Source organism: Nocardia citri (genome assembly GCF_054065835.1).
The window spans coordinates 107,659-120,346 of the sequence record NZ_JBSUQM010000008.1 but is presented as its reverse complement, the minus strand read 5'-3'; the positions used below and the strand labels follow the sequence as shown (position 1 = coordinate 120,346).

Below are 12,688 nucleotides of genomic sequence, written 5' to 3'. Positions count from 1 at the left end.
TTCAAGCGTATTCGACCTCCCAGCGCTTGATTCCGTTCAACCAACCCGAGCGCAACCGCACCGGATCACAGACCTGACGTAGATTCGGCATCACATCGGCGATGGCGTTGAACATCAGATCGATCTGCAGCCGGGCCAGGTTGGCGCCGACACAGTAGTGCGTGCCGGTGCCGCCGAAGCCGACGTGCGGATTGGGGTCGCGCAGCACATCGAAGGTGAAAGGATTCTCGAATCCGTCTTCGTCGAAATTGGCCGAGCTGTAGAACAGCCCGACGCGCTGCCCCTTCGTGATCTCCTGGCCACCGACCTCGGTGTCCTGGGTGGCGGTGCGCTGGAAGGCAATCACCGGGGTGGCCCAGCGCACGATCTCGTCGGGCGCGGTGCGCGGGCGCTGCTGCTTATAGATTTCCCACTGGTCGGGATTGTCGACAAAGGCCTTCATACCGTGGGTGATCGAGTTGCGGGTGGTCTCATTGCCCGCGACCGACAGCAGGATCACAAAGAACGCGAACTCGTCCGAGCCCAGGTGCTCGCCGTTGATATCGGCATTGATCAGCTGGGTGACGATGTCATCGGCCGGACATTTGCGCCGCTGCTCGGCCATATTCCAGGCGTAGCCCATGACCTCGGCGGTGGCGGCGTGGTGATTGCCGTCGAACTCCGGATCGTCATAGGAGATCATCTGGTTGGTCCAGTCGAACAGCTTCTTGCGGTCGTGCTGCGGTACCCCGATCAATTCGGCAATGGCCTGCAATGGCAATTCGCAGGCGACCTGTTCGACGAAGTCACCACGACCGGTCTGCTTGGCCTCGTGCACAATTCGGGCCGCACGCTCGGTGAGCGCCGCGCGCAGGCGCTCCACCGCGCGCGGGGTGAAGCCCTTGGAAATGATGCGGCGGGTCTTGGTGTGCTGCGGCGGATCCTGGTTCAGCATCAGCATATTGCCGAGCATGTCGATCTGCTCGCGGGTGGTTTCCTCGTTGAACCGGATGATCGCGGTGTTCTCGTGTGAGGAGAATACCTCGGGATTCTTCGAGATCTCCTTGATGTGGTCGAGCTTGGAGATGACCCAGTAGCCACCGTCATCGAAGCCGCTTGCCCGCCCGGACTGGGCGCACCACCAGACCGGGGCGGTGCGACGCAGCTCGGCGAATTCCCGGATGGGTAGGCGGGTGGACAGCAGCTCCGGGTCGGTGAAGTCGAATCCCGCGGGAATCGATGGCGTGGTCACGGTCACGGCTATCTCCTACCGGTCTGACTTGGGCTGCAGACCTCACGACGCTCGGGATGGCGGCCGGCGGGGTGGGCAAACGCTGTGTGGACATGTTCCGAAGCCGATAAAACCACACAACCGAGGTTTTGTGAATAGTGTTTAGTAAACTCCGTTAACATCAGCTTGGATAGCCGCCCATCAGACACCATGAGATAGCCGTCTGCAACAGCGCCACCTATCCCGTCACGCGCGCCACCAGAGCCAGGACCAGATACGGCAAGGTGGCAACGACATCGTCGGTCTGCTCCTCAGGTGTGCCGTGGGTATGCGCCGCGACCGCGAAACCTTCGCCGAACGATGCCGAGGCCACCTCCAGCGGTCCGCTGTCGGACCAGCCCCATTTGGTGCCCTCGACGCCGGGCAGGCGCGCGGTCCCCCAATTCTGTGAGGTGCCGTCGGCCGCCCGCTCACTCGCCTCTGCCATCCACCGGAAGATCGGCGAACCGGGGTCGGTGCGCTTCTTGGTCGCCAGGAAGCTGGCCACATCGGCGGTGCTGGTGTACGACATACCCCAGGCCGGACCCGATCTGGTGCTGGTCAGGCGGTACTCCGCGGCGATCGCGTCGATCGCCTGTGGATACTTCGCGCCCAGCGCGCTGGCCGCGGAATCGTCGGAATCGCGAATCATCCGTTCCGCCAATGCCAGATCAGTCGCCGATCCGTCGCCCCGACGCAGCGCGTAGTCGACCATATAGAGCTTGACCAGCGACAAACCGGTGCGCATCTCGTGCTCGTTGCCGGTGCCCCACTGGATGCCGGGCACCACCGACCGGAACGAGAACGCGGTCCGTGACGGTACCCCGTCCTGATCGATCACGTCCGCGGCGGCAGCGGGCGCGGCGAATATCAGCACCACCGCGGCGGCTACCGAGATCGGGAAAATCAAGCGGCCCATCGTATCTCGCCTCCTATGGCACTACCATCAGCACGGGCGGCCGCCAACGCCCGTCGATGGCAACGTCTTTCAGGATTGGCGGCCACCGGCAGTTGATATCCGATCGCGTAGATGGCCGGTTCGTCCGCCCGACGCGGCGGATTCACCGCTGGCACGGCGCACATCCGCTCGGAGAAGGTGGCGGCCAGCTCGATACCGGTCACGCCAAGCCCGCGCGTGGTTCTGCGCGAGACGTTCATGCCTGTCTTCATCCGACGCGGATCAGACTCGGCGGTTGCCAGCGACCATCGAGCGCCGACTCCTCGGGCACGTACAGGCGAAGCGCGAGCCGGAAGGTGCCGGTTTCCGGGATCGGCAACCAATTGCCGGATGGCACATCACTTCCCGGATCCGCGGCCTGGATGGCGAGTTCCAGCGAGCCGTCCGGCAGCGGCACGACCGGACGCTCATGACCGACCGAGTAGATACCCGCCGGATTCGACACCAGAAAGCGCTCCGCGGTGTAGGCGGTCAGCGACCAGAAGGCCCGCGCGGGCGGCGTCTGACCCGCGGGGAAATGCAGCCGGTACGAGCGCGGCGCACCCAGCTCCCCCGCATTCGCACTGATCTCCGGATAGACGGTGTCTTCCGGCAGATTCGCACCGAACGCGGTCCACGCGGTCGAGGCACGCAGCGCGAAATCGGTGCCATAGGTCCCGAGGTTGGTCGCGAAACCCCAGCCGTTCTCATGTCTGGCCTCGGGATTGGCGTAGTCCGGGATGCGCATCTGGCCCGCCGCCACCGCCGCGTCGAGATCGGCGACCGGGATATCCGCCGTGCCGCCCGGCCCGATGCCGATCTGCGAAAACCGCTGCAGCGCGGGGGCATCGTCGCTGGCGGGCGAGTTGGTGAGCATGAGCGCGCAGAGCCGGTCGAAGAAGGTGCGCCCGTCCATCCGCGCAACCTGTTGCGGAGGCGGGATCGGGGCGGTCATGACGGGATTGATCACCGGGGACGGCCGTTCACCACGCAACCAGGCGCTCAGCGGTGCGAGCAGCACCTGTTGCTGCACGCTCTCGGCGGCGACGAGATCGGCCTCGCCGCGCAGTTCGATGCGACCGATCAGCCATGCGGTCGCGGTGGGCATCGCCAATTTGGTCAGGTTATCCGGCAGCGCGCCAGACCAATTGGGACCGGTGATCACATAGCCGTACGGCGGGTCCTGACCGGCGCGCACCTGTGGTGCGACACTGCTGGGATTGTGCGTGGTATTGGTCCAGGCATCCATGATCTGCATGAGCCAGTACCGGTCGCCATCCATCGGCGGAACCTGCAGCACCACCGGTTCGTCGCCCACGTCGAGCCAGGCTGTGGCATAAAGGGTGTCGATATTCGGCATGACCACTGTATTCATCCCGGGATTCACCCGGCTGACGGCCCAGATCTGATTGGCCGGTACGGCGGCGGTATTCGACTGCAGCGTGACATCCATCAGCACCAGCGGATATCCATAGATATAAGCGTCGGTCGCGATCGAACGCGGATCGCTGGGCGGCACACTGCCGGAACTCACCACGTTGCCGGAATCCGTCGATTTGCCGCACGCGACCAGGCCCGCGCCCATAACGGCGCCGGACAGCAGCATAGATCGCCGCGACATACTCATGCCTTTCTCCCTACTTCCCGACAGGTCGGACCTTCGAGAGAGATCAGCCGGAGTATAGCCATAGGTTTGCTGTAAATCGGGTAACCGGCGACTCGGCCGGGTTGGGGGAATCAGCCGGTGCCGATAATCGAATTCATGATGGTGCCCGCACTGGTGGCGACAACACCACCGATCAAGGCCCCCGCCACCATTTTCGGCGATTGCAGCGCACTGCCCGACCATTTCTCCCAGGCGAATCGACCGCCCGCATAGATGATGCTGACTATTCCGGACAGCAGGGCGAACCAGGTGAGATAGCGCACCAGCTGCAGCAGCTTGTCCGATAGTGGCGGAGCTTGCGGCGTCGGATTCTGGATCTGCGCCAACGTCGCAGAGGCATCGCCGATCGACATCAGAAGGATGCTCATCGTCTACTCCTCGACCATCACGCTCTTTCCATGATCCGCAGATCGCGCGCTCGCGCAAGGTCGACATCGTGACTGCATGGTCGCCGAGAAACCGATACCATCCTCGGAGAGTGAGTTAACCCCCTGTCCCGCATCCAGAATGAGCAACACGAGATGATCCTGGCCGCCGTTTACGACACTTGGGCGCAGCTCGGCAATCCCACCCCCGAAGCCCCACCGGTGTCCGACAAGATTCTCCAACTCGTCCGCTACTTCACCTGGTTCGTGCTGCTCGCCGGCATCTGCGCCATCATCTACGCAGGTGGCCGGTTCGCGTGGGAGAAGTGGAGCGGCGGCGGTCTGGAGTCGCCGAAGATGGTGGCCGGAGCCATGATCGGCGGTGTTGTCGCCACCAGTGCGGGCACGATCATGAATGCCGTCATCGGCTGAGTCCGCGACTTCGACTGCGGACCGGCATGGTTCAGCGCAGGATGCCTGCCTGCCCGGCCACCCGTAGCCAGTCCGGGAATTCGCCCAGCAACCGAGCGTACAGCTGCGCGTCGTCCACCTGGTCTATGTCGTCGAGGGCGAAGAAGCCCGCATTGTCCACGACCCGATCCGGCATTTCGTCGAGGGTGCGCAGCAGGCCGTAGTTGGCCCGGCCGAGACCGACGAATTGCCAGAAGGCGGGCAGTCGCGACGCTTCGCGCATGAGTGCGGCGATCTCACACTTCTTCGCGAAGCCGCCATCGGTGAAGAACAGCACCAGAGTCGGCGCATCGCCGGGGCGCAGCGACGCGATGATGTCGCGCATAATCGGCAGTTCGTCATTGCGGCCACCGATCTTGGCGTAATCGATGCCCTGGTGCGTACCGGTGAGATGTAGGAAGGTCTGGGCCCATTCGTCGCCATGCTCGACAGTGATATCGGGCAGCTTCGCGAAGGACAACGCGTAGAGGTAGGCCTCCAGGGTGCCGTCCTCGTCGAGCTGGGTCGCCACCGGGATCATGCGCTGCACGACGCGGTGCACGACCTGTTTGCTGTATTGCCTGCTCATACTGAGGGTTTTGTCGATGACCAGGATGACGCGGGCACGAATTCCGAAGGCGTTCTTGTCGATCAGCACCTTGGCAACTTCGCGTTTGCGCAGGTCGAGCTCAGCGCGCTTGTCGAAGGAGAGTCCGGCCTCACCGGGGACGGTGCGGACCTGGGTGCTGGCGGGTGCGGCGACCGGCGCGGGCTCGTCGTCGACGCTGACCCCGTGATCGGTGACCAGCGCGGCGAATCCGCCCGCATAGCCCTGTCCGACCGCCCGGACCTTCCAGTCGGAATTACGACGATACAGTTCCAGTGCGATGACAACGGATTCGCGGTCGAGCCCGTTGATCACATACTCGTAGAGCGTATTTCCGGCTCCGTCGGCAACAGTCGCCACCGGCGGCGCGAATTGCCCGAAGGTTGCCCTGGACTCGTCCAAGGTGATGACAACTCGTATCTGGGCAATGTCGGCGGGTACCTGGGCCACGGAAACGGCCAGCGCCGCAGGAGTTCCCGACCGCAGCTCGACACCGGGTGCCTGCGGCTGATTGAAGAAAACGAAATCGGCGTCGGTGCGAACGCGGCCCGCCGCGGTCACCAGTAATGCCGAGACATCGGCTGCGGCGGTGGATCGTACCGAGACAACGACGTTCGACGTCGCCAGCGGACCGTTCTGCCCTTTGACCAGTGATATGCCCACCGCGACTCCTTGCCGTACCGACCGAAACCGTGCAGACTAGGCGTCTCACAAACCCCGCAGCAGTGTCAATACATCCAGCGCGGCTTCGACAGAATCGCTGAGCAGCCGGATCTCCGCCGCGGTCGTGTCGCGCAGTCCCGGATCCTGTAATGCCAGGCCATTTCCGTAGATCACCACGTTGTATCCGAGATCGGCGGCACGCAGCAGCGGACCGGTCGCCACGCCCGCGCCGAGCAACAGGTCCAAACCCTCGCCGACGAAATAGAACCGCCACAGCGGACCGAGATCGCCGTTGTAGATCTGCTTGGTCCGATCGATGATCACCTGACCAGAGGCGGCGATGGTGTCGACAATCTTGAAGTAATCGGCCGAGTTCTCCGGCGCGCTCGCCACCGTCGCCACCGAATACGCGAGATCCACGGTCAAATGCGCGTTATAGCCCACCATGGCAATGCGGGCGGGCGATACGTCACATCGGCGGGCGAGTTCGAAATACCGCGCCCAGTGCGGCTCGAGCGGTGCACCGGTGAATGCCGCATGCACATTGACCAGGAACCGCTGTAGTAATTCCAGGCTGATCGCATGCGCGTATTCCTGGTTCGAGAACGCGGCGGGATCACGCTGCATTGGCATCACCGCCGACTGCTCCACACCATCGAGCCCAATCGGAAACAGACCGCGCCGATCCCGGTGCGCGACCAGGATTTCGGTGATCTCATGGTGGCGCGCTGCCGCGGTCTCCAAGCGCTGCAACGGATCTCCGGTCAGCGTGCCGATATCGGAGAGCCGCGCGATGGTGTCCAGTTCGTCCGCCGACAGCGGCGTGCCACAGAACGCCGGATCAACCGGTGCCGCGATGGCCACCGGCGTCGCCCCGGCGGCCATCGCGATTGCCGCGGTGATCAGTCCGAGGACGGCCGTTCGCATGGAATCTCGCACCGGCGAAGTCTAAAGCGCGATTCAGGTTTTCACCGAGCGTGACACTGGTATCCGATAGCTGGTCCTATGGGTCATGCATACGGGCCGCGTGTCGCTGCAACACTCGCAACCCGGCCTGCGCGGCGGCGCGTGGTTTCGGTGCCGAGACTCGCTCGATCTCGGTTCCGTCGGGTGCGGCCATCACCAGCGGATCCTGCACACCGACACCGACATCGACACCAACCACCGGATCCCGGCGGACTCGGAAAAATTACCCTAACGCGTATTCATCCGGAAGATGGGCTGTTCCGAATGTAGGTAAGGAAGCGTCTCACATTCGGAATGAGGTTATTTATGGGCAAACATCGAGCGCCAGCACGGATTCGACCAATAGGCCGACGAACCGCCGCACTCACCATCGCAAGTGCGGTTCCGCTGTCCGCTATCCTGATCAGCGCCGGACCAGCGAGCGCTGAATCGCAATCACTGGGCAATGGGTTCGTCGTCGAGCCATCGGCTCCGGTCGACGACAACATCGCATTCGCTGCCTGGTCGCTGTGGAGCACCGCCGCACCGGTGGCCGATCCGAACTCCGCCGCGCCCGACAGCGTGGACGCGACACCGCCCGACCAGGAACCACAGCTGCCCGTCACCGACAATCGCATCCACATCGGCAATCTCCAGATGGATCGCCCGGACTGGCTGCCGGCCGAATACGCCGCCCAGATCAACGACGCGACCGGGGGTGCTAAATCCGCATTGTCCCAGGGAATTCAGTCGACGGGTATCGACCGCGCCCGCTCCGACCATATGGCCGACACGATGATCGGTGACGCCGTCATCGGCGCGTCGGTGGGTAGCACCCTTGCGTCCCCGCTCGCCGCCACCAGTGCGGTTGTCGGCGCGGCCTCAGGTTTAATCGCCGGAATCCCCTTCCTCCCCGCGGGACTGGTGGTCGTCCCCGTCATCGGCGCGGCCATCGGCTACGCGGTGATCGCCGTACCGGCCGCGGCGGCCGGCGCGGCCGTCGGTGCGGCGGTCGGCGCGGTCGAGGGTTCCGTGACCCCGATACCGCTGCAGGAGCAACCGGCAATCGCATAACGTACGTTGCGCGGCAATTGCCGGATGTAACCGTTGCCGCGGGTGGACAATCCTCGCGTGAGCCCGTTACGCCGTATCAGTCGAGCAGTGCTGGCATTCCTGCTGGTAGTGCTGGCCGGCACCGTCGGCTACCTGATTCTCGGGTTCGGGTTGCTCGATGCGCTGTACCAGACGGTGACGACCATATCCACCGTCGGCTTTCGCGAGGTCCACCCGCTCACCGGTGCGGGTCAGGTGTTCACGATGCTGCTCATCGTCGTCGGCGCGGGCACTGCGCTGTATATGTTCGGTGTCCTGCTCGAGACGCTCATCGAAGGACACCTCCGCGAAGACATGGAGAGGCGACAGATGGACCGCCGGATCGATCGGATGTCCGGTCATATCATCGTGTGCGGCTGGGGTCGCGTCGGCCGCTCGTGCGTGCAATACCTCACCGGGCTGGGCAAACAGATCGTCGTCGTCGATCGCGATCCGGCGCGGCTACAGGATCTCGAGTATCCGAATGTGCTCGGCGATGTCACCGATGACAGTGTGCTCGAGGCCGCCGGTATCCAACGTGCCCAGGCCTTGATCGCGGCACTGGACGCCGATGCCGACAATGTCTACGTGACCTTGTCGAGCCGGGCGCTGCGGCAGGACCTGGTCATTATCGCCCGGGCACGCACCGAGAGTTCGAAGTCGAAACTGCTTCGCGCCGGGGCGAATCGGGCAGTGAACCCACAGTTGATCGGCGGGCGCCGGATGGCGGCCTTCGCGCTGCAACCCAATGTCTCCGAATTCCTCGACGTGGTCATGCACGACGACACACTCGACTACCGGATTGAGGAGTTCGATATTGCCCCGGACTCGCCACTGATCGGCCGCTCCCTCGCGGACATCGCTGTGCGCCAGACGACCGGCGCACTGGTGCTGGCCGTTCGCACACCCAACGGACAGTTCATCGCCAACCCCACCGGCGAAACCGTACTAGCGGCCGAAACGATTCTGATCGTGCTCGGCACAGCGGACCAACTCGATGCGATCCGCGGGCTCGGCGACCGTTAGTTCGCGCTCGGCCGGCGAGGCATTCGTTTCGACCGAGCGGGGTGCCCACATGCGGCACCCCGACAACGATCTACGCCGGGTCCAGGAAAACCGGCAGCGTGCGGTGTCCGTTCGAGATGAAACTGCCGATCGGCGCCAATTCCGCCGGATCCACGGCCAGCCGCATATTCGGGAAGCGCTCGAAGATGGCCGGCAGGGCAATCGTCGCCTCGAGCCGAGCGAGCGGGGCACCGATGCAGTGATGCGCGCCGTGCCCGAAGGACAGGTGCTCCTTATTGACCCGATGCAGGTCGAAGGTCGCGGCGGTCGCACCGTGCAGGTTCGGATCGCGGCCCGCGGCTGCATAGGACGCCAGAATCGCTTCGCCCTTGGGAATCCGGATCTCACCGAACTCGATATCTTCGACCGCGTAGCGCAGTGGCAGGTGCGCGACCGGCGCCTCATAACGCAGCGTCTCCTCGACCAGATCCGACCACGGCACCCGGCCCTCGACCAGATCGGCGCGCTGCTCGGGATGGGTGAGCAGGACGTAGATCGCCTGGTCGAGCAGATTGACCGTGGTTTCATGGCCGGCATTGATGACCAGCATCAGCGTATCGACGAGTTCTTTCTCGCTCAGCTGCGAGCCGTCGTCCTCGTCGCGCGTGGCGATGAGGACACTGGTGACATCGTCGCCCGGGGCCTCGCGCCGGTAGGCCACGAGTTCGCTGACAAGGCGGTGCATCTCGAGGTAGTTGGCCTGTGCCTGCTCGGGCCCGAACGAGGTGTCGAAGAAGCCGTCAACGCATGTGCGCATATCGGTTCCGAGATGTTCGGGCACGCCCATCATTTCGGTGATGATCTCGATCGGCACCGGATACGCGTACCCCTCGCGCAGATCGGCCGCTTCGCCCTTCGGCGTGGCCGCGAGCTTGTCCAGCAGCCCCTCGGTGATCGCCTCGATGCGCGGACGCAACGCGGTGGTGCGACGGTGCGTGAATGCGGGCGAGACCAGCCTGCGCAGGCGGCGGTGGTCCGTGCCGTACGCGCTGAACATATTATCGACCGCGATCCACGGCAGCAGCGGCCAATCCGCGGTGATCTCGCCATTGATGAACGAAGACCAGTGCTGCCGAGGATCTTTCGACACCCGTGGATCGGCCAGCAGACTCTTGAGCACGGCAGCGTCGGTCACCGACCACGCGGACACGCCTCCAGGCAGGCCGACCAGTGCGATCGGGCCGCGCTGCCGGATCCGCTCGTTCTCGCCCTGGATATCGGCACCGGTCAGATCCAGGACTATCGGTTCATGCTCCATCGTTATCTCCTTAACGGCATCTGAGAACTCGGTGGCTGGTCGGCGTGTGTCACATGGTTTGATGGCGCCGATACGGCTGGCTTCGACGCCGAGCCGTCACCTCCGAGAGTCCCTGTGCCAGTGTCGCTTACGCGCTCTTGCCCGTCTTGTCCGGCCCCGGCACACCGCCCATCTGCCTCGCCGAAATGCGCGTGCTACCGTCCTCGTCACCGACCGACTCCGAGTGGGACCTCGTGGAAACGCCGCGGTCGACCTTGCTAGTCGGGGCGAGCAGCTGGATCTGTGCCCCAGTCCGAGAGCCCCAGTCCGAGAGCCCGAGTCCGGGAGCCCGAAGCACGAGCCCCGGATAACAACGACCGCCGACGGGAGGGCTCCGACACCCACCCAGATGTGTGAAACCAGCCCGGATGACGCACGAACCGGTGCCCACATCACATCGGAATGGACACCGGACTTCCGAGAAGGACAGCGTTACAAACTCCTCCGGAAGTTCATGGACGCGCTATCAGAACACGGGCAGCGGAGGGGATTGAGGGAAGACGACCGGCAGTGCCGCCAGCGCCCGGTGGAATGGTCCGGGCCGCCAAGTCAATTCCTCGGCGGGCACGGCCAGTTCCATCTCGGGGAGTGCGTCGAGCAGCTGATCGATGGCGTCCTGAACAACCAGGTAGGCAACGGATTTCGCGGGGCAGGCGTGCGGGCCGGCACCCCAGGCCAGATGCGAGCGGTTGCCGGTGTGATCGCCGCCGCGGATGGCCGGATCGTTATTGCAGCCCGAGAAGCTGACCACGACCGGCTGATGCGCGGGCAACCAGGTGTTGTCGATGAGGATCGGCTGGCGCGGGTAGGTGATGCTGAAGTTGGCCATCGGCGGGTCGTTGAACAGAACCTCGTCGAGTGCGTCGCGGGTGGAAAGGCTACCGCCGAGCATATCGCCGCCGAACCGATCGTCGGTGAGCATGAGCAGCAGGGTATTCGCTATCAGATTCTGCATCGGTTCGATGCCCGCACCGTAGAAACTGATCAGCTGGCACAGGATTTCGGTATCGTCGAGCTCGGCCGGGTGGTGCGCCATCCGCGAGGTGACGTCGTCGCCGGGTTCGGCCCGGCGTAGCTGCACCAGCTCCATCAGCGCCTCGCTGAGCATTGCCATACCCGCGGCGGCCTCGACGGTGTCGAACAGCATCGCCATACCGGTCGCGACTCGCTGCCCCAGTTCGGTCGAGCAGCCGACCATCTGGTTGAGGACCTCGAAGACGACCGGTAGCGCGTACCCGGTGACCAGGTCGACCTCACCGGCCTCACAAAAGGTGTTGATCACCGGGATGGCGATCTTCTCGACCGTCGAATGCAGCTCGTGCAGGTCGATTCCGTCGATGCTGCCGGTATAAGTCTGCCGGTAGCGGGCATGCGCCGCACCGGCATTGCGCAGCGCGTTCGGGTACCACATCATCATCGGCTTGACGGGTGAGTCGTCGGGAACCGTCTGTTCCCAATGCCGCGGATCCGCCGGAAAGTGTTCCGGATCATTGAGGATGCGCACCGCGGTGTGATAGCCGACCACCAGGGTGGCGGGCACACCGGGCGCCAACTCCATCGGCACCAGCGCCCCGTACCGGCTGCGCGCCTCCCGATAAGCCCGATGTGGATCGGCGGCGAACTCCGGGGTATGCAACAGCACTCGAGGTTCACCGGCATCCAAGGGTGAGCCGTGCCGGGCGGGGCAGACTCCGGTCGCGGTGGGGTGGGTTGACGGTGGTGTGGTCAAAGACGTGACTCCAGACGTTGGATCAGCGAGGAGGCCAGGATCAATGGGAGCACCGCGGCGGTAACACGGCCTGCGGCCACAGCACTCAGTTCAGCCCTCCTCGCGATGCCGACCGTATTCGACCCCGGCCATGAGGTCCGCGTCGAGAACTCGAACCCTGGCGAGGCAACCGCAGCCGACCGCAGTCCCTGCAGGACAGGCGATTCGACACACAATCACCGGACGCCCTGCCAGCCGCCCAGAACTCGACGACTCGCCCAACTTATCAGCATCGACGCAGAACGCTCGCTCGATCCGTCAGGCATCGGCGTCGGCAGCCCGCAAACCTCACGCAACCTGGAAGTATGTTCATCTGCTATAGATCGACATAGCTATGGCGGTTCGACGATGCGCCGGTTCGACTGGCCACCGTCGAGTCTGGGCGGAACCACCTTCACCCCGGGCATCCGGTCGGCGCTGGGGCGTTCGGCTTCGCCTGCGAGGTGACGGGCTGCGGATGCGATGAGTTCTGTGCGCTGGGGTGCGCGGACGGCGATGCCTCGGGCAGTACACATGTTAGAACTCGAGCTGGACCCTGCGTACCGACTCGCGCACCGGAAGCCCGGCGCGCCATCGCGAGCCCG

The 12,688-nt window shown here is 64.3% G+C and carries 11 protein-coding genes; 3 read left to right on the top strand and 8 right to left on the bottom strand.

Annotation, left to right across the window (positions count from 1 at the left end; translation table 11 throughout):
• Position 1: 1 nt before the first annotated feature.
• From ACW2Q0_RS14740 to ACW2Q0_RS14725, 4 genes are all read right to left on the bottom strand, one after another.
• A complete protein-coding gene (locus ACW2Q0_RS14740; protein ID WP_457190551.1) occupies positions 2-1,231 on the bottom strand; it encodes a cytochrome P450 in 1,230 nt (409 codons plus the stop codon).
• Positions 1,232-1,448: 217 nt separating this feature from the next.
• Positions 1,449-2,168, bottom strand: coding sequence for a hypothetical protein (locus ACW2Q0_RS14735; RefSeq protein ID WP_457190292.1), 720 nt, complete (start codon positions 2,166-2,168; stop codon positions 1,449-1,451).
• A gap of 247 nt (positions 2,169-2,415) precedes the next feature.
• A complete protein-coding gene (locus ACW2Q0_RS14730; RefSeq protein WP_457190290.1) occupies positions 2,416-3,807 on the bottom strand; it encodes a DUF1254 domain-containing protein in 1,392 nt (463 codons plus the stop codon).
• 116 nt (positions 3,808-3,923) lie between these two features.
• Complete coding sequence (locus ACW2Q0_RS14725) at positions 3,924-4,220, bottom strand: hypothetical protein (RefSeq protein WP_457190288.1); 297 nt, start codon at positions 4,218-4,220, stop codon at positions 3,924-3,926.
• Positions 4,221-4,373: 153 nt separating this feature from the next.
• On the opposite strand from ACW2Q0_RS14725, the gene ACW2Q0_RS14720 reads away from it, so the two are divergent.
• Positions 4,374-4,649, top strand: a complete 276-nt coding sequence (locus ACW2Q0_RS14720) for a hypothetical protein (RefSeq protein WP_457190286.1) — start codon at positions 4,374-4,376, stop codon at positions 4,647-4,649.
• 31 nt (positions 4,650-4,680) lie between these two features.
• Here the strand turns inward: ACW2Q0_RS14720 and ACW2Q0_RS14715 are convergent, their stop codons facing one another.
• On the bottom strand, positions 4,681-5,937 hold the full coding sequence (locus ACW2Q0_RS14715) for a vWA domain-containing protein (RefSeq protein WP_457190284.1): 1,257 nt from the start codon (positions 5,935-5,937) through the stop codon (positions 4,681-4,683).
• A gap of 45 nt (positions 5,938-5,982) precedes the next feature.
• Complete coding sequence (locus tag ACW2Q0_RS14710) at positions 5,983-6,864, bottom strand: DUF5995 family protein (RefSeq protein WP_457190282.1); 882 nt, start codon at positions 6,862-6,864, stop codon at positions 5,983-5,985.
• A 345-nt stretch (positions 6,865-7,209) separates the two neighbouring features.
• Between ACW2Q0_RS14710 and ACW2Q0_RS14705 the strand changes: the two genes are divergently transcribed.
• Positions 7,210-7,956: a hypothetical protein gene (locus tag ACW2Q0_RS14705; RefSeq protein ID WP_457190280.1), complete on the top strand. Its 747-nt coding sequence runs from the start codon at positions 7,210-7,212 to the stop codon at positions 7,954-7,956.
• Between the two features lie 57 nt (positions 7,957-8,013).
• On the top strand, positions 8,014-9,000 hold the full coding sequence (locus ACW2Q0_RS14700; RefSeq protein ID WP_457190278.1) for a potassium channel family protein: 987 nt from the start codon (positions 8,014-8,016) through the stop codon (positions 8,998-9,000).
• Positions 9,001-9,070: 70 nt separating this feature from the next.
• Here the strand turns inward: ACW2Q0_RS14700 and ACW2Q0_RS14695 are convergent, their stop codons facing one another.
• Entirely contained in the window at positions 9,071-10,297 is a 1,227-nt protein-coding gene (locus ACW2Q0_RS14695) for a cytochrome P450 family protein (RefSeq protein ID WP_457190276.1), read from the bottom strand.
• A gap of 505 nt (positions 10,298-10,802) precedes the next feature.
• A complete protein-coding gene (locus ACW2Q0_RS14690; RefSeq protein ID WP_457190274.1) occupies positions 10,803-12,065 on the bottom strand; it encodes a cytochrome P450 in 1,263 nt (420 codons plus the stop codon).
• Between the last annotated feature and the right edge of the window lie 623 nt (positions 12,066-12,688).